Source organism: Pseudomonas sp. MF4836, assembly GCF_002018875.1.
In the GTDB taxonomy this organism is placed as follows: Bacteria; Pseudomonadota; Gammaproteobacteria; order Pseudomonadales; family Pseudomonadaceae; genus Aquipseudomonas.
Genome location: NZ_MVOL01000010.1, coordinates 127,065 through 147,719 on the forward strand (window position 1 = coordinate 127,065; position 20,655 = coordinate 147,719).

Below are 20,655 nucleotides of genomic sequence, written 5' to 3' on the forward strand. Positions count from 1 at the left end.
GGTTTCAGCGGAACTCGAACAGCTCGTAATGCAGATTGCCCTCGGGGATCGCCTGTTCGCGCATCAGCTCACGGACGCGCTCCAGCAAGCCCTTGGGCCCGCAAAAGCTGATCTGGATCTGTTGTGGGTCGGTTTGCGCTACGGCGTGCTTGAAGGTCTCGGTCAGTTGATCGACCCCGCCATCCTGACCAACAAAGCGCACGCCGCGTTGCTCGGCCATGCTTTGCAGCTGTTCGGCAGTGGGAAACGCGCGTGAGGGATTGAAGCAATACACCAGGGTCGTGTTATCCAGGCGTTCGCTGGCATCGTCTTGCAGCCAGGCGATAAACGGCGAGATGCCAACCCCGCCCGCGACCCAGATTTCCCGTGGTGCATCGACCTGGCGCTTGAACTGTCCATAAGGCGCATAGACATCCGCGAGCATGCCGACCTTGACCTGGTCGCGCAGCTTTTGCGTGTAGTCGCCCAGGGCGCGGATCACGAACTCGATACGCCCATCGCTGGCATGGGCGCTGGCAATGGTGAACGGATGGGGCTCGCGCAGGCCCTTTTCCTTGAGCGCAAGAAAGGCGAACTGCCCGGCCTTGAACGCAAAGCCGTGCTGCACAGGCGTCAGCTCCAGGTGCAGGGAGTGTTTGTGCGCCGACACGGCGCTCACGGTGTATTCGCCGGCCTTGGCCAGCACCGGGTAGAGCAACAGCTTGTACAACGCACCGAGCAGCCCCAGGCCGCAAAGCAAAGTCAGCCACAGACCCGATGGGTTGTTCAGGGCAATCGGCGATTTGAAGCTCAGCCAATGCAGGATGACGATCACGAACAGCGGGCCGGAGAGCTTGTGCCACCAGCGCCACAAGCGATAGGGAATATTGCGGTTCAACGCCAGCAGCACAATCAGGCCCAGAGCCACATAACTGAGCTGGCGCACCAGGCGCGTCCAGTACTTGGGCCACTCGATGATGGGCACGCTGTTCCACAGGTCCAGGTTGGCCTTGAACACAAAGTGGTAGCTGGCAAACACCAGCGCCCAGATCCCCAGCCACTTATGCGCTTCATACACCCGGTCGAGGCCACCGAACAGCCACTCGACCCAGCGCCAGCGGCTGGCCAGCAGGCACGAGGTGGCCATGTACGCCAGCGCCGACGCCCCGAGAATCAGGCTCAGGCTGGCGGAGGTGAGCCAAGTGCTGCTGGGGATTTCGATCAGGACGGTGATGCTGGTGATCAGCAAAATACCAAGGATGCAATGCCAGGGTTTCAACGCGCTTCGCCTCTGTAGACACCGGTTTTCCGGCGATGGTGCCGCTGCGCCGGGTGTACTCATCGACTGGCCAGCATCGGCGAGCAGCCGCTGTGAGCGGTCGAGGGCACGGTTGTGGCAACGGTTTTTACGGTCACGCAGCCTACTCGCATCGCGCCAGGGGGGAGGTGACCTGTGTCAGGTGTGGGCCGTAACTGTGCTGCGCGGCGGTTGTCGGGCGTCTAGCAAGCACAGCCCCGCAGCGGTTCGGGGCCAGAGATTGCGAGCCTGACGATGCAAGCGCTGTTGAACGAAATCCTCGACCAAGTTCGGCCACTGATTGGCCAGGGGAAAGTCGCCAATTACATCCCGGCCCTGGCCGACGTGCCGGCCAACCAGCTGGGGATTGCCGTTTATGGCAACGACGGCCAGGTGTTCAGCGCCGGCGATGCCGACACGCCGTTTTCGGTGCAGAGCATTTCCAAGGTGTTCAGCCTGGTGCAGGCCATCGGTCATTCCGGCGAGGCGATCTGGGAGCGGCTGGGGCATGAACCTTCGGGGCAGCCGTTCAATTCCCTGGTGCAGCTGGAGTTCGAGCGTGGGCGCCCGCGCAACCCGTTTATCAACGCCGGGGCACTGGTGATCTGCGACATCAACCAGTCGCGGTTTGCCGCGCCGGCCCTGTCAATGCGTGATTTCGTGCGGCGTCTGTCGGGCAACCTGCAGGTGATGGTCGACGGCAAGGTGGCCGACTCCGAGTACCAGCACCGCGCCCGCAATGCGGCCATGGCCTACCTGATGCAGTCCTTCGGCAACTTCCACAACGATGTCGAGGCGGTGCTGCGCAGCTACTTCAGCCATTGCGCGCTGCGCATGAGCTGCGTCGACCTGGCCCGGGCGTTCTGTTTCCTGGCCAACGACGGCTTTTGCAAGCACAGCGGCGAGGCCATCCTCACCGCGCGCCAGACCCAGCAGGTGAACTCGATCATGGCCACCAGCGGCCTGTATGACGAGGCCGGCAACTTTGCCTATCGCGTCGGCCTGCCGGGCAAGAGCGGGGTGGGCGGCGGCATAGTCGCCGTGGTGCCGGGGCAATTCACCGTGTGCGTGTGGTCCCCGGAACTCAACGCCGCCGGCAACTCCCTGGTCGGCATGGCGGCCCTGGAACTGCTGAGCCAGCGCATCGGCTGGTCAGTGTTCTGATCCCGTAGCCGCTGCCGAGGCATGCGGCTGCGCTGGCCAGAGTGAACACTGAAGAGTGTCTATTGAAAACAGGTTGCCTCACCAGGTGCCATTGGCGGCATTGGGCAGGCTCAGGGTGCCGTGGTCGATAAAACGCAGGGTGCCGAACAGGCCACCGGCCAGTTTGCCGCGCAGGGTGTAGGGCAGGTTGTCGACATTCTGGTTCTGGCTCAGGCCCAGTGTCTGGCGCAGCACGGAAAACGCCGAGACGCTGACCGGCACCACCAGCACCTCTTCCGAGAAGCGCCCAATGCTGCCGTGCTGGTCACTGACCCCCGAGGCCAGGGGCCGGCCGTTGACGTCCAGGTCCAGGGCCACGCCGTTGTAGTCGATCGCGGTTTCGTTGGGGTTCTGCAGGCGCAGCTTGACCGCGAAGCGCATCTCCAGATCCTGGCTGGGCAGGGGCTCGATGCCCACCACATTGATGTTCAGCGGGTCGCGATTGGGGAACAGGGCACAGGCGCTCAGGCTGAGCAGCACCAGGGACAAAGCGATCAATCTGCGCATGGGGTACCCGTCAGGTTGGAGGACATACAGGGGGCGGTCGCCCCCCGCTGTAGACGTCCGCTGACCTCAGGAGTTCGCTTTGGCGCTCATGTCCGGGTCCTGCATGACCTTGAGGGTTGCCGCCTCGGGGTCGAACTCGTCTTCTTCCAGTTCCATGAACTCTTCCGGCAGGAAGATATTCAGGAAAATGGCGCAGAAGGCGCCCACGGTGATCGGCGATTCAAAGATGTTGTGCAGCGCCTTGGGCAGCTCGCGCAACACTTCCGGCACCGCCGCCACGCCCAGGCCCATGCCCAGGGAAATCGCCACGATCAGCACGTTGCGCCGATGCAGGCCGGCTTCGGCGAGGATCTTGATCCCGGCCACCGCCACGGTGCCGAACATGATCAAGGTGGCGCCGCCGAGCACCGGCTTGGGCATCAGTTGCAGCACCGCGCCGATCATCGGGAACAGCCCGAGCAGCACCAGCAGCCCGGCAATAAAATAGGCCACGTAGCGGCTGGCGACGCCGGTCAGTTGGATCACCCCGTTGTTCTGGGCAAAGGTCACCATCGGCAGGCTGTTGAACACCGCCGCCACCATCGAGTTGAAGCCGTCGGCCAGCAGCCCGGACTTGATGCGCTTGATGTACAGCGGACCCTTGACCGGCTGTTGGGAAATCATCGAGTTGGCGGTCAGGTCGCCGGCCGCCTCCAGCGGCGAAATCAGGAAGATCACCGCCAGCGGGATAAAGGCGATCAGGTCGAACGAGAAGCCGTACTTGAACGGCACCGGCACGCTGACCAGGGGCACGTCGGGCAGGCTGGCCATGTCGACCCGGCCCAGCATCCAGGCGACGACGAAACCCAGGGTCAGGCCGATCACGATCGAACCCAGGCGCAGCATCGGGTGGTTGAAGCGGTTGAGGATGACGATGGTCAGCAGCACCAGTGCTGCCAGCCCCAGGTTGCTGGCCGCGCCCAGGTCCGGCGCGCCGAAGCCGCCGGCCATGTCGGTGACCGCGACCTTGATCAGCGACAGGCCCATCAGGGTGATGATGGTGCCGGTGACCACCGGGGTGATCAGCTTGCGCAGCTTGCCGATGAACTGGCTGAGGAACATCTCGATAAAGGCCGCGCAGAAGCAGATGCCGAAGATGGTCGAGAGAATCTCTTCATTGCTGCCGCCACGGCCCTTGACCATGAAACCGGCGCTGAGCAGCACGCTGATAAAGGAAAAACTGGTGCCCTGCACGCACAGCAACCCGGAGCCGATAGGGCCCAGACGCCGGGCCTGGACAAAGGTGCCCAGGCCGGAGACGAACAGCGCCATGCTGATCAGGTATGGGGTCTCTTCGTGCAGGCCGAGCACCCCGCCGAAAATCAGGGTCGGGCTGATGATGCCGACAAAACTGGCCAGCACATGCTGCAACGCGGCGAAGATGGCCGCGCTGAAATGCGGGCGGTCGTCCAGGCCATAGATCAGGTCGGACTTGTAGCGAGGGATGCGATCAGGTGCGGTCATGAAAAGGCCTGCCAATGGCGTGTCGGTACAGGGGGCACACGCCGGAAAGTGGACGGGACTTGGTTTGCGAAAGGATTGCGCCAGGCAAAACCTGCGAACCGGTCAGAAAAAGGAGGCGCAGGATGCCAGAAAGGCGCGGCAGTCAGAAGCGTAAATAGCGGCAAAGGCGCAACTTCGAAAGGATACGAAAGATACTGTTTCTCATTTGCCGTTATGGAATAATCCGGCCCCCGACCCCCGGACCGCCCCTCGATGCTGCCCACGCCCAGCCTGCTGCTGAGTTTTCAGGAGCACTACGACGACCTGCTGAAGTTTCTCACCCGGCGCATGAGTGATCGCCAGCGTGCGGCCGATGTCGCCCAGGAAACCTACCTCAAGCTGCTCAAGGTCGATCAGACGGTGGCGGTGCACAACGACCGCAGCTTTATCTTTCGCGTGGCCGGCAACCTGGCCATTGACACCTTGCGCCGTGAGCAGCGCCTGGCGGCCAATCACAGTGACGGCCAGGAGCATGCCGAGGCCGTCGACCCGGCGCCGGCGCCCGAGGCGGTGCTGCTGGCCAAGGAGCGTCTGGCGCTGCTCGACGACGCCCTGCAATTGCTCTCGGCCAATGCCCGGCAGGCCTTGCTGCTCAACCGTATCGAGGGCCTGACCCAGGCCCAGATCGCAGTTCGGCTGGGCGTTTCCGAGAGCATGGTGGCAAAATACATCGGCCAGGCCCTGCGCCATTGCCGCGACTGGCTCAAGCACAATCATGCATGATCCTTCTCCCTCAGCCGTTGACTTGCCCATGACCCAGTCCCCGATTCCCGAGCCTGACGACAGCCTCGAAGACGCCGCCGTCGACTGGCTGGTGCTGCTCAACTCGGGCCAGGCCAGCGCCGCCCAGCGCATGGCCTATCAGCAATGGCGCCTGACCAGCCCGGCCCACGCCGCGGCCGCCGACGAGGCGCAGCAACTGTGGGCCGACCTCGGCATGACCGCGGCGGCGAGCGAGCTGCGGGCCCAGGCTCAAGTGCCACGACGGCCACGGCGTTGGTGGCCGGCCCTGGCGGCTTCGGTGCTGGTCGCCGTTGCCGGGGTCACCGGCTGGCAACAGTGGCCGGCCTTGAGCGCCGACTACCACACCAGTGTCGGCCAGCAGCAGACCCTGACCCTGGACGATGGCTCCACAGTCACCCTCAACAGTGCCAGTGCCTTGTCGGTGGCCTACACGGCCAGCGAGCGCAAGGTCATCCTGCGGGCCGGCGAGGCACTGTTCGAGCCGGCACCCGACCGGCAGCGCCCGTTTGTGGTGAGCGCCGGCGACGAGCGCCTGCAAGGCACCGACAGCAGTTTCAGTGTGCGCCGCGACGGTGGCGACCTGACGGTGGTGGTCAGAAGTGGCCAGGTGCAGTTCAGCGGCGACCATCAGCCAATGCTGTTGCAGGCCGATCAGCGCCTGCAGCACCGAGCCGGCCAGCCCCTGTTGGCCCAGCAGAAGGTGGATGCCGCCAGCCTCACGGCCTGGCAGCGCGGCAAGCTGATCTTCAATGGCCGGCCGCTGGGGGAGGTGATTGGCGAGTTGGAGCGCTATCAGCATGGGCGGATCGTGATTTCCGATGCGCAACTGGCGGCTCTGCCGGTCAGTGGGGTATTTGATCTGAACGATCCGCAAGGGCTGCTGCGCACCCTCGAACAGCGCTACCCTCTAAAGGTCACGTACCTGCCATGGCTGGCGGTCCTGCACTGATTTGAATTTTTTTCGCTGGGCCGTTGCAAGTTCCGGCTGGCGAAATCGTCGTAGTGAGAACGAGAAGAAAATCATTCTCATTGACGTATTCAAACGGGGCGGGAAAACAGTCGTGAAAGGTATGTTCAAGCAGTCGACACAGGTCCGGGCCAAGGCCCTGGTGCGCCGTACACTCCTGGCTCAGGCCATCATTGCCGGGCTGTGCAGCCCGCTGCTGGTTCAGGCCCAGGACGCCGTCGCCCCCAGCCACAGCGCCGAAGAGCGCCGGGTCAACCTGGCATTGCCCGCCCAAGCCCTGGACCAGGCCCTGACCGGCTTTGCCGATCAGGCCGGGTTGCGCCTCTTGTACACCACCGCCGATGTCGAGGGCCTGCAAGCCGAGGCGTTGAATGGCGAGCTGAGCGTGGCCCAGGCCCTGCAACGCCTGCTGGCCGGCAGCGGCATGAGCTGGGCGTTCAGCGACCCGCGCACGGTGATCCTGCGCCGCGCCACGGCGCCGGCAGCGAGCCTCAACCTCAAGCCGATCCAGGTCAGCGTCGCCTCACGCACCAGCACCGCCATCAGTGAAATCCCCGGCACCGTATGGGTGGTCGACCAGACCCAACTGCGCGAACAATTGCAGACCGGGGTCAGCCTCAAGGAAGCCATCGGCAAGCTGGTGCCGGGCCTCGACCTGGCGCCCGAGGGACGCACCAACTACGGCCAGAACATGCGCGGGCGCAACGTGCTGGTGATGATCGACGGTGTCAGCCAGAACAGCTCCCGTGGGCTGTCCCGGCAGTTCGACAGCATTTCTCCGTTCAACGTCGAGCGGGTGGAAGTGCTCTCCGGCGCCAGCGCCATCTACGGCGGCGGCGCCACCGGCGGCATCATCAATATCGTGACCAAGAAGGGCGAGGCGGGGGCGGCGCAGTTTGAAACCCAGGTCGGGGCCAGCAGCGGCTTCAACAACAGCGATGACCTGTCGACCCGTATCGCGCAGTCGGTCAGCGGCGGCAACGAGCGCATCAACGGCCGACTGGCGGTCGCCGCCGAACAGAACGAGGCGTTCTACGACGGTTCCGGCAACCAGATCTTCATCGACAACACCCAGACCGACCTGCAATACAACCGCACCGTCGACCTGATGGGCAGCCTGGCGCTGCAATTCAACGAGGCCCAGGGCCTTGACCTGCTGGCCCAGTACTACGACTCCGGCAACCATGGCGGCACCGGTATCTACTTTCCGAACCTCAGCTACCAGAAGCCTTCGGACCTGGAGGACGCGCAATTGCGCGGCGGCTACTCCACCGATCTGCAGCCACGCACCAAGCGCCTGCTGCTCAATGCCAGCTACCACTACGACGATGTGCTGGGCGGTCAGGACTTTTACCTGCAAGGCTCCTACCGCAAGGAAGACGACAACTTCTACCCGTTCCCCTATTACAACGCGGCCAACCCCACGGGCTCCAAGGGCGTGTATTTTGCTGCCTCGCAGCAGAACTTCGAGGTCAGCAGCCTCAAGGCCCTGCTGGTCAAGGAGTGGAGCGCGTTCAAGCTGACCTATGGCGTGGACCTGGACCGCGAGCGTTTCAACGCCGAGCAGAGCGTGTTCAACTCCCAGACCTCGTCCGCCACCGGTGGCCTCGACCTCGATACCTTGAGCAAGGCGCCGCGCTATCCCAGCTACCGGGTTGACGGGCTCTCCGGCTATGCCCAGCTGGACTGGCACGCCACGGACAACCTGACGGTGTCCGGCGGTGCGCGGCGGCAGAAAATGGATGTGGATGTCGGCCAGTTCAAGAACGTGCCGGGCGGCAGCAATGACTATGAAGTGAGCCTGTACAACATCGGGGCCATCTACGACTTCAAGAACGGGCATCAGACCTGGATCAACTACGGCGAGGGTTTCGATCTGCCGGACCCGGCCAAGTTCTACGGCAAGCCGGGCTTGAGCGTCGACGACAATCCCCTGGCCGGGATCAAGAGCCGCCAGGTGGAAACCGGCTGGCGTTATTCGGACAGCGACTGGGATGCCCAGGCGGCGCTGTACTACATCTGGTCGGATAAGGTCATCACCACCGACAGCGCCACCCTGACCATTGATGTGATCGACCAGAAGAGCCGCGACTACGGGTTTGAAGGCGCCTTGACCCGCCACTTCGCCAGCGGCTGGGAGGCTGGCAGCACCCTGCACCTGGTGCGTTCGGAAGAAGAGGACAAGAACGGCGACTGGATCAAGCGAGATGCGCGCTATGCCTCGTTGTCCAAGTCCACGGCGTTCGTGGGCTGGAAGGGCGACCGCAGCAGCGCCCGCCTGCAAGGCAACCACGCGTTCACCCTCAAGGATGACGCCGACCACACCATCAACGGCTACACCACCTTCGACCTGCTGGGCAGTCATGACACCGGCTTTGGCACCTTCAGCGCCGGGATCCAGAACCTGTTGGACAAGCAATACAGCACGGTCTGGGGCCAGCGCGCGACACTGTTCTACTCGCCGGCCTACGGCCCGGCGTACCTCTATGACTACCAGGGCCGAGGCCGCACCTACACCCTCGGGTGGTCAATGGCGTATTAACCCCTGTCGCCGCTGCCGCAGGCTGCGCTGGCCCCCATCAACACCGCATAACTCCCTGGCATCCCGGGCGTCGGTCAGGGCCAGCGCAGCCTCGTGCCTCGGCAGCGGCTACAGGGTGGATACCGCGCATCTCCAGCAACAGGCCGGCGGCTCCTGACAGTTTCTGACAGGGGCCTCTGCTAAGCTGCGCGGCTCTTTTGTGTGGAGGCTGCTGCGGTGTCGCGAACCAGTCGTTTACTTACCCTGCTGCAAGTCCTGCGTGGCAAGAGCCGTCCGGTGACGGCCGCGGTCCTGGCGCGGGAGCTGGAAGTCTCCGAGCGCACCTTGTACCGCGATATCGCCGAGCTGACGGCCCTGGGTGCCCCGGTGTATGGCGAGGCGGGCATCGGTTATGTGCTGCGCAGCGGCTTGTTCCTGCCGCCGTTGATGCTCAATGCCGACGAGACCGAAGCCATTGTGCTGGGCCTGCGGTATGTCGATCAGCGCGGCGATGATGTGCTGGGCAAGGCCGCCGCCAATGCCCTGGCCAAGATTGCCGCCGTCTTGACCCCGGCGGCCCAGGAGGCCTTGCGCAACCCCACGGTCATGCCCGGGCCGTCGGCCTGCGCCTACCCGGAAAACGTGGTGCCGCTGGATGTGTTTCGCCAGGCCATTCGCGAACAGGCCAAACTGCATCTGGACTACGCCGACGCCAAGCAGGTCTCCAGCCAGCGGCTGATCTGGCCCCTGGCCCTGGGGTTTATGAACGAAGCGCGGGTGATCGTCGCCTGGTGTGAGTTGCGCGGGGCTTATCGGACCTTTCGCACCGACCGCATCCTCGCGGTCAGCGCTCGCGGAGAGGTCTACCCCGGTCGGCGCAGTGACCTGTTGCGCACCTGGCGCACGCTGATGCAGCTGGATGAACACGGGCGCTTCACTCCTGACAAGAACTGACGCAGGGGGCCATTAGCATGGCGCCTGACTTCACTCACAAGGAGCTTCACGCATGCCCAGCACCGCCCCCGTACTCGCCCCGGCGATCGCGGCCTACATCGCCGCCGCCAACGCCCGCGACAGTTCGGCAGTGACCAGTTTCTTCGCCGAGGACGCGACGGTATTCGATGAAGGCCGGCAGCGTGTCGGCACCCAGGACATCGCGCACTGGATGGCCGACTGCGCCCAGCGTTACCAGCCGCGCCTGCAAGTGCAGGCGGTGCAGCAGCGCACCGGCAAGGTGCTGCTCGACAACCTGGTCTGGGGTGCGTTTCCCGGCAGCCCGCTGGCGTTGCGCTACGTGTTCCGGCTCGATCCCCAGGGCAAGATCTGCCGCCTGGACATCTCCCTCTAGGCGCAGCCCGGCAGTGGCAGGCGCCAGCGGCGTGGCATACTGCGCGCTCTTTGCCCGGATCGTTCGCCCCATGCCTTTTGATTCCCCCCTCAGCGCCTATCAGCATGCCCTGGAGCAAGGATTTGTCGCCGACCCGGCGCAATTGCGCGCGGTGCAGGCCCTGGAACAATGCCACCAGGCCCTGCACCAGGGCCAGGCGCCGATTACCGGGGTGTACCTATGGGGACCGGTGGGGCGCGGCAAGACCTGGCTGATGGACCAGTTCTACCAGAGCCTCAGGGTGCCGGCGCGGCGTCAGCATTTTCACCACTTCATGGGCTGGGTCCACCAGCGCTCATTCCAGCTGACCGGCACCGCCGACCCTTTGCAGGCGCTGGCCCGGGAACTCAGCGCCGAGGTGCGGGTGCTGTGTTTTGACGAGTTGTTCGTCAACGACATCGGTGATGCGATCATCCTCGGGCGCCTGTTCCAGGTGATGTTCGATGAAGGCGTGGTGGTGGTCTGCACCTCCAACCAACCGCCCGCCCAGCTGTATGCCGATGGCTTCAACCGCGAGCGTTTCCTGCCGGCGATCCAGTCGATCGAGCAGCATATGCAGGTGGTTTCGGTGGATGGTGATGAAGACCATCGCCTGCACCCGGGCACCGGCCTGCAACGCTACTGGGTCACGGCGGCAGGCGAGCCCAGTGCCCTGGGGCCGGTGTTCGAGCAGTTGAGCGCGGGGCAGGCGGTATCCAGCGCGGTGCTGGCGGTGGGGCATCGCAACGTCACGGTGCTCAAGGTCAGTGAAACCGTGCTCTGGTGTCGCTTTGCCGACCTTTGCGAGGCGCCGTTCGCGGCTATGGACTTCATGGCGCTGTGCGACCGCTTCAGTGCCATTCTGCTCAGCGAAGTGCCCAACCTCAGCGCCCAGCAGCGTCCGGGACGCATCGCCCGAGGCACCGAGGATGGCGCGCAGCGGGTTGATGCCGGGGACCGCCAGTTGCCCCAGCTGTCGGTGCACGACGACAGCGTGCGGCGCTTTATCGCCCTGGTGGACGAGTGTTATGACCGCAAGGTGCCGCTGTACCTCGAGGCCCAGGTCCCGCTGGAGCAGCTGTATACCGAGGGTTACCTGGAGTTTGCCTTCCGTCGTACCTTGAGCCGCTTGCAGGAAATGCAGTTGCAGCGTTTTTGCTGAAGATCCCGCTCCTGGATCTGCCTTTGCTCCGTGAGGTGTTGCCGTGAACCAGCCCTTGTCCCACCACTTGTCGACCATGGCCTACCAGAACGCCTGGGCCAACCACCGCCTGGCCAAAGCCTGGGGCCAGTTGAGCGCGGCCGAACTGGTCGCGCCGCGCAGCAGCTTTTTCCCCAGCTTGAGGGCCACCCTCAATCACATCCTGACCTGCGACTGGTTCTACGTGGATGCCCTTGAACGGGAGCTTCGCGGCGAGCCGCCACGGGTCGATTGCTATGTGTTTTTCGACGTCGACGAGCCCTGCGTCGAGGCCGGTGAACTGCGCCAGGCACAATCCACCGTCGACCAGCGGCTGCTGGCGTACTGCGCGCAACTGCGGGACGCCGATCTGGGGCGCAGGGTGACCATCGCCCGGGAGACGCCACAGCACGACAGCCGCTTGCGCATGCTCAGCCATCTGTTCGAGCACCAGATCCACCATCGCGGCCAGGTGCACGCCATGCTCAGCGAAACCCGGGTCGCGCCGCCGCAACTGGACGAGTTTTTCTGCGCCGGCGAGGCCGGGTTGCGTGCTGCGGACTTTGCCGAGCTGGGCTGGACCGAAGCACTGATCTGGGGCGACTAAGCGCTCGGTTCAGCTCCCGGCCAGCGGGCGACGCCGGAACACCAGGCGGAACTCGGTCAGGCCGTCGGGCTGGCTGCTGACGTCGGTCTGGCCCTGATGCAGGTTCATGATCGAACGCACAATCGCCAGGCCCAGCCCGGTGCCGCCTTCGGCTCGGGAGCGGCTGCTGTCGACTCGGTAGAAGCGCTCGAACAGGTGCGGCAGGTGCGCTTGCGCAATCCCGGCCCCGGAGTTGCTCACCGTCAGCGCTACGCCTGCGGCCAGCTCCTCCACCTGCAGCGAGATGGCGGCCTGCCGCGGTCCATGGCGGATGGCGTTGGACAGCAGATTGGAAATGGCGCGCTGGATCATCAACCGGTCGCCGTGTACCCAGCCGCTGCCGGACAGGCTCAGAGCCTGGTGTTTTTCCTCGGCGCTGAGGGCGAACAGCTCCATGACCCGGCGCGCCTCTTCCTCCAGGGCAACAGGTTGGAAACTGACTTGGGAAGCCGGGTGGCTGACCTGGGCCAGGAACAGCATGTCGCTGACGATCCGGGTGACCCGTTCCAGTTCCTCGAGGCTCGACTCCAGCACCTGCTTGTACTGCTCCGGCGGGCGCTCGCGGGATAAGGTGACCTGGGCCTTGCCCATCAGGTTGGTGATGGGCGAGCGCAGTTCGTGGGCCAGGTCATCGGAGAATTGCGCGAGCTGCTGCACGCCGCCGTCCAGGCGGTGCAGCATGAAATTGATGCTATGGGCCAGTTCCGCCAGCTCCCGCGGCAGGTTGTCCTGGGACAGGCGGTGGGTCAGGTCCTGGGTAGTGATCTGCGCCGCCACCCGGCTGAATTGCTGGAGCGGCAGCAGCCCGCGTTGCACCAGCCACCAGGCGCCGATACCGATCAGCAACAGCAGCAACGGCAGGATGATCACGGTCGAGCGCAGGTAGGCGCTGAGCAAGGCCTGGTCATTTTGCCGATCCAGCGACAGCACCACTCGCACCTGTTCGCCACTGCCCAGGGGCAGCAGGCGCGAGGCGCTGAGCAGGGGCCGGCCGCGGCTGTCCGCCCAATCCAGAAATGCCGGGCTGTCGGCGCCGCTCAAGGCGGCGGGCAACGGCTCCAGGGGCTGGCTGCCGATGTCGAGCAGGGGCGGCGCCTGGCGATCGACGGCGAGAATCCGCAAGTGCAGGTTGTCGTGGCCCATGACCAGGTCGAGCAGGGAATGGGGGCGGGCGGCGATGTCCGCAGTCTTGAGGTCGCTGGTCAGGCTGTGCTGGATCTGGGTCAGCTTGTTGTCCAGGCTTTCCCGGGCGAGTTTGCCCAGTTCGTGGGTCAGCGCGAGGTAGGCCAGGGTCGCCAGCAACAGCACCAGGCCGGCGCCCATCAGGCTCACGGTCAGCCCCAGGCGCATCGACAGGCTGCTGGGTTGCCTCGCCGGCATCGGCAACGGTCCGGCCTTGCCGGCCCCTGGTCTCATTGGCGCACCTCCAGCACATACCCGACACCGCGAATGGTGTGGATCAGCTTGATGTCGCTGGCATCGTCGATCTTGGCCCGCAGGCGGCTGATGGAGACCTCGACCACGTTGGTGTCGCAATCGAAGTTCATGTCCCAGACCTGGGAGATGATCTGGGTCCGGGTCAGCACTTCGCCGGCCTGGCGCATCAGAACATGCAACAGCGTGAATTCCTTGGTGGTCAGGTCGATTCTACGGTTGCCGCGGTAGGCTCTGTGGCGCCGTGGATCAAGTTCCAGATCGGCCACTCGGAATACGTCCACCGCGGTCAATTGTTCATTGCGCCGCAGCAACGTACGAACTCGGGCCAGCAACTCGGGGAACTCGAAAGGTTTGACCAGGTAATCATCGGCGCCCAAGTCCAGGCCTCGGACTTTATCCGCCAAGCGTCCGCGGGCGGTTAACATGATGACCCGCGTACTGTGTTCACGGCGCATAAGTTCCAGCACTTGCCAACCATCTTTGTGTGGCAGGTTGACGTCGAGAATCACCAATTGATAATCCTGCTGATCAATCAAGTGCAAGCCATCCTGGCCATTCGCCGCACAATCGACGACATAGCCACTTTCCGTCAGGCCCTGTTGTAGATAGTCAGCGGTTTTTGGTTCGTCTTCGACAACCAGGATGCGCATCAATAGTTCCTCGTATGACTCAAGTTGAATATGAGCGGTGTAGAAAAAAGCCGTGGCCAGCCCTCGATTACTCCGCGCAGGAGCTTCGGGCGGCAGGTTGGCCTGGGTTTGGGTGGGCGGATAATGAAGCCTGTAGCTGCTTTAGGGTCAAGAGAGGAATGGCTCTGAATCAACGGTTTGCGTGAGGCTCGGCGAGGCGGGGGGGGGCGCCTGCTGTTGTATCAAGGCGTGTCTGTTTGCAGGCACCGACAATCGGTTGGTGAAGGCCAATGGCTAATCCTGGGTGCGCGATGTGGATATACGAATAATGAAGGGCGTGAGCGACATCCAACAAGAAAGGCGCCCGGTCAGGCGCCCATTGCTTTAACGGTGTGAACTTAGGCGTCCGGGGTGTGTGCGGAAGTTTTATCGGCTGAAGATTCAATAGTGTTCTTTGGGGTTTCGCTGGAGGCGGTGGTTTCAACCGTGCCGTGAGTCTGTTGCTGGCTCACGCGGAAGTTCTCCCAGAACTGTTGCGAGCGTTCCGAACCATCTTCGGCAAAGGCACTGGCCGAGCCAAGCGTTATCAAAGTGGTCAGAATAAAAGTTGAACGTTTCATGCGTTGTTTCCCATTAACAATGTTCGCTGCCCGCCTTATCTCTGGATAAGTGCTGATAGGGGCGGAGTGTGTGCGAAGTTTATTAAATGGGAGTTAACGCCGGCATGAGCCGTTGATTACATATTCGTAATCTTTGCCCGAGGGCGATACAAGACGACTCGTGGGAGTCGTCTTGTTGGGGGAGGGTTACTGCTGGACCACTTGCGTGGTGCGCGGCTTGGGTTTCATCAGGCTGAAGTCGATCAAAGCCTTGGACTGGCGCTCGAAAGGGTTGCCGATCAGCAGCGGCCGCGGCTTGAAGCTGTCGCTGACCAGGCTCTTGCTGCGGTCCAGTTCGTCGGCGCTGAGGCCGGCCAGGTCGGTCCAGGTGTGAATCAGCTGCGAGCTGCTGTAGGGGCGACCCAGGTCGCCGGCAAAGCTCCAGTCGTGGGTTTCCCGCCATTTCGGCGAGGCCCAGGCCATGAACGGGATGGTGTACATCGGCGCGGTCGGCTTGCTTTCGTTGCGCCCCAGGGTGTTGTGGCCGGCGGAGTCGAAGACGTCTTCGCCATGGTCGGACAGGTACAGCAGGAAGCCGTTGGGATCGGTCTTGGCGTAGTCCTTGATCAGGCTGGACACCACGAAGTCGTTGTACAGCACTGCGTTGTCGTAGCTGTTGTAGGTCGGCACCTGATCGTCGCGCACGCCGGCGGGCACGCCCTGACGGTCGGTGAACTTGTCGAAGGTTGGCGGGTAGCGGTACTGGTAGCTCATATGGGTGCCGAGCAGGTGCACCACGATGAATTTGCGCGGGGCTTTGTCGGCCAGGGCCTTGTTGAAGGGCTCGAGCACATCGCCGTCATACTGGCGGGCGTTCTGGTTGCGGTTGTTGTTCAGGTACACCTGCTCGTCGGCCTGCTCGGAGAACGTGGTGAGCATGGTGTTGCGCTTGGTCATGGTCTGCTGGTTGGTGATCCAGTAGGTCTTGTAGCCAGCCTGTTTCATCACGCTGACCACCGACGGCGTGGTCAGGTACAGCTCGGGATTCTCTTCGTCGGCGAAGGTCAGCACCTGTTGCAAGGCTTCAATAGTGTATGGCCGAGGCGTGATCACGTTGTCGAACACCGCCAGCTGATCCTTGAGCTTGTCCAGCTCCGGAGTGGTCTGGCGCGGGTAGCCGTAGAGACTCATGCGTTGGCGGTTGGTCGATTCGCCGATGACCAGCACCAGGGTCGCAGGCAGGTCGGCCGAGGCGTCCTTCAGGTTTTTCAGTGGCGCGATCTTGCTTGCGCTGGCCAGCATGCCTTGCATGTTGTCCAGTTGTTCCAGGTAGCGGCGATAGGCAACCACCATCTGCCACGGCACGGCGGGCTCGATGCGGGTTTCGAATCGCTCCAGGCCGCCGCGCAAGCTGTCGGAACGGGCGATCTGCTTGACCAGCGGGTAGCCGACCACCGCCACCAGCAGTGCCGTGGTCGCGACCAGGGCCCGGCCACGGGGCATGTACACGGGGCGCAAGCGGGTCCAGAGGAAAATGGAGAACGCGGTGTGGGCGATAAAGGCGAGGACGATCCACCAGGCAAAGTATTGCGTCATGTACTCGCCGGCTTCCGACGGGTTGGACTCGAACATGATGAAAATGACGCTTTGCGAGAATTCCTGCTGATAGATGAAGAAGTAGCCGAGGCTGGCCATGGAGCAGGCCCACAACACGATACCGATCAGGGCGGCGAGCAGGCGGGTGCGTGCGGGGAACAGCAGCACCGGCGCCAGCCAGATCGAGCTCATTATGAAAGCCTGGCGGAAGCCGGCGAAACCGGAGGTGTCGGTCAGCAGGATCAGCAGTTGGGTGATGCCGGAAAAGTACCAGAAGAACAGGAAGAGCCAACCCAGACCGGCCCAATCGAAACCTTTCGCAGACGTGTCGCCGCGTTTAAACAATGCCATGGAGCGCTCCAACCGGTTAATCACTGCTATCGCGGACACGCAGGAGCGGTCCGTGAGCCAGGGCGGCTCTGAACCGAGCGGCCACAATGGCCGGAGTATCACCACTCAGGTGTGAAAAGTTTGTGAGCTGAAAGCGCGCCGCGTTCCGATGAACGGTGAGGATGGAACGGCTGATGAGGGGGTTGCAGTCATTGCCGGCATCATCCCCGCAAGGGATGACGCCGGCGATGTGGCGCAGAGGGCTGCGTCAGGTTGAATGCTGGGTCCGCTGGCGCGACTCAGTTCGGCGAGGGTGCGTGCAGGCTGGTGATCTGGGCGGTCTGGCCCTGGCCTTGAAGCAATAGACGCAGTTGCGAGAGTTCCTGCTGCAGTTGATCGCGTTCTGCTTTCAATTGACGCAATTCATCACGACGGATCGTGACATACAGGGTTTGTGCAGGTCGTGCCGGTAGTACTGTGCCCATTGCTCACCTCGCAAATGGCGTGTTTCAACTGTGTGTGTACCGCTCGGTTTCGAGGGTCAAAACACTATCGGCGCCGATTTTGATTTCTTTTGCCGGCAAAGGGAACTTTTTTATTTTTCAATGTCGTTGTGTCTTCGAGACGATTTGCGTCGTTATCCACTGTCTGCATGGGAAACTAAGTCCGGGCGCTCTGGACTAACCCTCATTGGCCCCATTGGGCTATAACCTTTTGACACAAATCTATTCGTAGTAAGGAGCATCAGCACATGCAACTGGGGATTATCGGACTGGGCCGCATGGGCGGCAACATTGCACGGCGCCTGATGCTCAACGGGCATGAAACCGTGGTGTATGACCGCAACGCCGAGTTTGTCAGCACCCTGAGCGGTGAAGGCGCCAAGGGCGTGGCCGATCTGCCGGCCCTGGTGGCAGGCCTGGAAAAACCGCGTGCGGTATGGGTCATGCTGCCGGCCGGCGCACCCACCGAAGACACCATCGAGACCTTGAGCCAACTGCTGGAAGCGGGCGATGTGATCATCGATGGCGGCAACACCTACTACAAGGACGACATCCGCCGCGCCCACAGCCTGGCGCAAAAAGGCCTGACCTACATTGATGTCGGCACCTCCGGCGGCGTCTGGGGCCTGGAGCGCGGCTACTGCATGATGATCGGCGGCGATGCCGACGAGGTTAAGCGCCTGGACCCACTGTTCGCCGCTCTGGCGCCAGGTTATGGCGACATCCCGCGGACCAAGGACCGGGTTGCCGAAGATGACCGTGCCGAGCGTGGCTACATTCATGCCGGCCCTGCGGGCTCCGGGCATTTCGTCAAGATGATCCACAACGGCATCGAGTACGGAATGATGCAGGCCTTTGCCGAAGGCTTCGACATTCTCAAGACCAAGGCGTCGGAAAACCTGCCTGAAGATCAGCGTTTCGACCTCAACGTCGCCGATATCGCGGAAGTCTGGCGTCGCGGCAGCGTGGTGTCCTCGTGGCTGCTGGACCTGACCGCCGACGCCCTGGCCACCGATCCCAAGCTCGACGGTTACTCCGGTTCGGTCGCGGACAGTGGGGAAGGGCGCTGGACCATCGAAGCGGCCATGGAGCAGTCGGTGCCGGTACCGGTGCTGTCCAACTCGCTGTTCGCCCGGTTCCGTTCGCGCCAGCAAAGCACCTACGGCGATAAACTGTTGTCGGCCATGCGCTTCGGCTTCGGCGGCCACGTGGAGACTTCGAAAAAATGACCACTGTGCGCAGGAAATCCAAGGCTGAACCCGCACCGCCCACCACCCTGTTTCTGTTTGGCGCCCATGGCGACCTGGTCAAGCGCCTGTTGATGCCGGCGCTGTACAACCTCAGTCGCGATGGCTTGCTGAACGAGGGCTTGCGGATTGTCGGGGTCGATCACAACGCTATCAGCGATGTGGACTTCGCCAAGAAGCTGGAAGACTTCCTGCGCACCGAAGTGGCGAACAAGGTCGGCGACGGCGCGACCCTGGACCCGCAGCGCTGGGCCAAGCTCGCCCAGGGCATCAGCTACGTCCAGGGCGACTTCCTCGACGATTCGACCTACAGCGCGCTGGCCGCCAAGATCGCTGCCAGCGGCACCGGCAATGCGGTGTTCTACCTGGCCACCGCGCCGCGTTTCTTCAGTGAAGTGGTGCAGCGCCTGGGTGCGGCCGGATTGCTGGAGGAGAGCCCCGAGGCCTTTCGCCGGGTAGTGATCGAGAAACCCTTCGGCTCCGACCTGCAATCTGCCGAAGCCCTGAACGGTTGCCTGCTCAAGGTCATGAGCGAAAAGCAGATCTACCGCATCGACCATTACCTGGGCAAGGAGACGGTGCAGAACATTCTGGTCAGCCGTTTCTCCAACAGCCTGTTCGAAGCTTTCTGGAACAACCATTACATCGACCACGTGCAGATCACCGCGGCAGAAACCGTTGGTGTGGAAACCCGTGGCAGCTTTTATGAACACACCGGTGCCTTGCGCGACATGGTGCCCAACCATCTGTTTCAGCTCCTGGCAATGGTGGCCATGGAGCCGCCCGCGGCCTTCGGCGCCGATGCCGTGCGCGGCGAAAAGGCCAAGGTGGTCGGCGCTATCCGGCCCTGGACGATAGAAGAGGCTCGCGCCAACTCGGTCCGTGGCCAGTACGTGGCCGGTGAGGCCGGCGGCAAGGCGTTGCCGGGCTATCGCGAGGAGCCCAATGTGGCGCCGGACAGCAACACCGAAACCTATGTGGCGCTCAAGGTCATGATCGACAACTGGCGCTGGGTCGGGGTGCCGTTCTACCTGCGCACCGGCAAGCGCATGAGCGTGCGCGACACCGAGATCGTCATCTGCTTCAAGCCGGCGCCCTATGCTCAGTTTCGCGACACCGAGGTCGACAAACTGCAACCGACCTACCTGCGGATCCAGATCCAGCCCAATGAGGGCATGTGGTTCGACCTGCTGGCGAAAAAGCCCGGGCCGACCCTGGACATGGCCAATATCGAGCTGGGGTTCGCCTACAAGGACTTCTTCGAAATGCAGCCGTCCACCGGGTACGAAACCCTGATCTACGATTGCCTGACCGGCGACCAGACCCTGTTTCAGCGTGCCGACAATATCGAGAATGGCTGGCGTGCGGTGCAGCCGTTCCTCGACGCCTGGAAGGAAGACGCCAGCGTGCAGGCCTACCAGGCCGGTGCAGATGGCCCAGAGGCTGGAACCCAACTGCTGGCCCGCGATGGCCGCGAATGGCACAGCCTCGGATGAATGACGCCACGCGACAGCCCATCCGCTTCCTGCTCAGCGACATGGACGGCACCTTGTTGCTGCCCGATCACAGCCTCAGTTCGCGCACCATCGACGCGGTAAGGGCGCTGCGTGAGGCGGGGATTTATTTCAGCCTCGCCACCGGCCGCCCACCCAGGGCCATGCTGGCCCAGATCAAGACCCTGGGCGTCGACCTGCCCACGGCGGCCTTCAATGGCGGCACCATTGTCCATCCCGATGGCCGCTTTCTCGCCCGCCATCACCTGCCGGTAGACGCGGCGATCACCACCATTGAGCTGTTTTCGACGCAGCCCGAGGTGGAAGTCTGGGTGTTTGCCGACGGTGAGTGGTTGTTGCGCGACCCCCACGGGCCGATGGTGCCACGCGAGCAACATGGCCTTGGCTACCCGCCGGTGGTGGTCAAGGGTTTCGAGGAGTACTTGCCTCGCATCGACAAGATTGTGGCCGCGAGCAACAACGCGTCGCTGCTGGTGGAGCTGGAGGCGCAATTGCAAGCCCGGGTCGACGGTCAGGCCCAGGTGTCGCGCTCGCAGCCGGTGTACCTGGATGTCACGGCGATGGAGGCCAACAAAGGCCAGGCCCTGGTGACCCTGGCGGCTTTTCTCGGGGTAGACCTGGCGCACACGGCGGCACTGGGCGATGGCGGCAATGATCCGGCGATGTTTCACAAGGCCGGGTTGTCGATTGCCATGGGCCAGGCGCAGGAGGAGGTCAGGCGCCAGGCTGACCGGGTCACGGCGAGCAACGTCGATGACGGTGCGGCGCAGGCCATCGAGCGTTATATCCTGGCGCGCTGATCGCTCGCGCCGGCCGATTTCCGGCGCCAGGCCCTTGAGCCCGGTGCC

The 20,655-nt window shown here is 63.3% G+C and carries 18 protein-coding genes and 1 pseudogene; 11 read left to right on the forward strand and 8 right to left on the reverse strand.

The window, feature by feature from the left end:
* Window positions 1–4: 4 nt before the first annotated feature.
* Window positions 5–1,258 (reverse strand): ferredoxin reductase family protein, encoded by a 1,254-nt coding sequence (locus MF4836_RS22700; protein ID WP_078472155.1) that lies wholly within the window; start codon window positions 1,256–1,258, stop codon window positions 5–7.
* 273 nt (window positions 1,259–1,531) lie between these two features.
* On the opposite strand from MF4836_RS22700, the gene glsB reads away from it, so the two are divergent.
* Entirely contained in the window at window positions 1,532–2,440 is a 909-nt protein-coding gene (gene glsB / locus MF4836_RS22705) for a glutaminase B (RefSeq protein WP_020298136.1), read from the forward strand.
* Window positions 2,441–2,518: 78 nt separating this feature from the next.
* Here glsB and MF4836_RS22710 read toward each other — a convergent pair whose 3' ends face one another.
* Together MF4836_RS22710 and MF4836_RS22715 are read right to left on the reverse strand one after the other, a co-directional pair.
* Window positions 2,519–2,986 (reverse strand): LEA type 2 family protein, encoded by a 468-nt coding sequence (locus tag MF4836_RS22710; RefSeq protein WP_078472156.1) that lies wholly within the window; start codon window positions 2,984–2,986, stop codon window positions 2,519–2,521.
* A gap of 66 nt (window positions 2,987–3,052) precedes the next feature.
* On the reverse strand, window positions 3,053–4,489 hold the full coding sequence (locus MF4836_RS22715) for a nucleobase:cation symporter-2 family protein (protein ID WP_078472157.1): 1,437 nt from the start codon (window positions 4,487–4,489) through the stop codon (window positions 3,053–3,055).
* A gap of 252 nt (window positions 4,490–4,741) precedes the next feature.
* Here MF4836_RS22715 and MF4836_RS22720 point away from each other — a divergent pair.
* From MF4836_RS22720 to MF4836_RS22750, 7 genes and pseudogenes are all read left to right on the forward strand, one after another.
* Window positions 4,742–5,239 (forward strand): annotated as a pseudogene (locus MF4836_RS22720) (RNA polymerase sigma factor); the annotation flags it as partial.
* 40 nt (window positions 5,240–5,279) lie between these two features.
* On the forward strand, window positions 5,280–6,221 hold the full coding sequence (locus tag MF4836_RS22725) for a FecR family protein (protein ID WP_078472159.1): 942 nt from the start codon (window positions 5,280–5,282) through the stop codon (window positions 6,219–6,221).
* A 121-nt stretch (window positions 6,222–6,342) separates the two neighbouring features.
* The gene (locus tag MF4836_RS22730) at window positions 6,343–8,781 is read left to right on the forward strand and encodes a TonB-dependent siderophore receptor (protein WP_078472160.1); all 2,439 of its coding nucleotides are present in this window, start codon (window positions 6,343–6,345) and stop codon (window positions 8,779–8,781) included.
* A gap of 216 nt (window positions 8,782–8,997) precedes the next feature.
* A complete protein-coding gene (locus tag MF4836_RS22735) occupies window positions 8,998–9,714 on the forward strand; it encodes a helix-turn-helix transcriptional regulator (RefSeq protein WP_078472161.1) in 717 nt (238 codons plus the stop codon).
* Between the two features lie 52 nt (window positions 9,715–9,766).
* Window positions 9,767–10,108 (forward strand): nuclear transport factor 2 family protein, encoded by a 342-nt coding sequence (locus MF4836_RS22740; protein WP_078472162.1) that lies wholly within the window; start codon window positions 9,767–9,769, stop codon window positions 10,106–10,108.
* 70 nt (window positions 10,109–10,178) lie between these two features.
* Window positions 10,179–11,288, forward strand: a complete 1,110-nt coding sequence (zapE, locus tag MF4836_RS22745) for a cell division protein ZapE (RefSeq protein ID WP_078472163.1) — start codon at window positions 10,179–10,181, stop codon at window positions 11,286–11,288.
* 43 nt (window positions 11,289–11,331) lie between these two features.
* Window positions 11,332–11,913 (forward strand): DinB family protein, encoded by a 582-nt coding sequence (locus MF4836_RS22750; RefSeq protein WP_078472164.1) that lies wholly within the window; start codon window positions 11,332–11,334, stop codon window positions 11,911–11,913.
* A gap of 9 nt (window positions 11,914–11,922) precedes the next feature.
* Here the strand turns inward: MF4836_RS22750 and MF4836_RS22755 are convergent, their stop codons facing one another.
* The 5 genes from MF4836_RS22755 to MF4836_RS22775 all read right to left on the reverse strand — a co-directional run bounded on the left by MF4836_RS22755 (window position 11,923) and on the right by MF4836_RS22775 (window position 17,028).
* On the reverse strand, window positions 11,923–13,368 hold the full coding sequence (locus MF4836_RS22755; protein WP_178102977.1) for a heavy metal sensor histidine kinase: 1,446 nt from the start codon (window positions 13,366–13,368) through the stop codon (window positions 11,923–11,925).
* Window positions 13,365–14,039 carry a heavy metal response regulator transcription factor gene (locus tag MF4836_RS22760; protein ID WP_078472166.1) on the reverse strand — a complete coding sequence of 225 codons (675 nt, stop codon included), beginning with the start codon at window positions 14,037–14,039 and terminating at the stop codon, window positions 13,365–13,367. Before MF4836_RS22760 ends, MF4836_RS22755 begins: the two co-directional genes overlap by 4 nt.
* A 377-nt stretch (window positions 14,040–14,416) precedes the next feature.
* Entirely contained in the window at window positions 14,417–14,638 is a 222-nt protein-coding gene (locus MF4836_RS22765) for a hypothetical protein (RefSeq protein WP_078472167.1), read from the reverse strand.
* Between the two features lie 186 nt (window positions 14,639–14,824).
* On the reverse strand, window positions 14,825–16,564 hold the full coding sequence (locus tag MF4836_RS22770; protein WP_078472168.1) for a phosphoethanolamine transferase CptA: 1,740 nt from the start codon (window positions 16,562–16,564) through the stop codon (window positions 14,825–14,827).
* A gap of 278 nt (window positions 16,565–16,842) precedes the next feature.
* On the reverse strand, window positions 16,843–17,028 hold the full coding sequence (locus MF4836_RS22775) for a DUF6026 family protein (RefSeq protein ID WP_043229767.1): 186 nt from the start codon (window positions 17,026–17,028) through the stop codon (window positions 16,843–16,845).
* A 242-nt stretch (window positions 17,029–17,270) separates the two neighbouring features.
* Here MF4836_RS22775 and gnd point away from each other — a divergent pair, with 242 nt between their 5' ends.
* From gnd to MF4836_RS22790, 3 genes are read left to right on the forward strand one after another with little or no spacing between them, the layout of a single operon-like run.
* Window positions 17,271–18,275, forward strand: coding sequence for a phosphogluconate dehydrogenase (NAD(+)-dependent, decarboxylating) (gnd, locus tag MF4836_RS22780; protein WP_338013629.1), 1,005 nt, complete (start codon window positions 17,271–17,273; stop codon window positions 18,273–18,275).
* On the forward strand, window positions 18,272–19,789 hold the full coding sequence (gene zwf, locus MF4836_RS22785) for a glucose-6-phosphate dehydrogenase (RefSeq protein WP_078472169.1): 1,518 nt from the start codon (window positions 18,272–18,274) through the stop codon (window positions 19,787–19,789). Before gnd ends, zwf begins: the two co-directional genes overlap by 4 nt.
* A complete protein-coding gene (locus tag MF4836_RS22790) occupies window positions 19,786–20,607 on the forward strand; it encodes a Cof-type HAD-IIB family hydrolase (RefSeq protein ID WP_078472170.1) in 822 nt (273 codons plus the stop codon). The genes zwf and MF4836_RS22790 overlap by 4 nt, the downstream gene beginning before the upstream one ends.
* Window positions 20,608–20,655 lie beyond the last annotated feature (48 nt).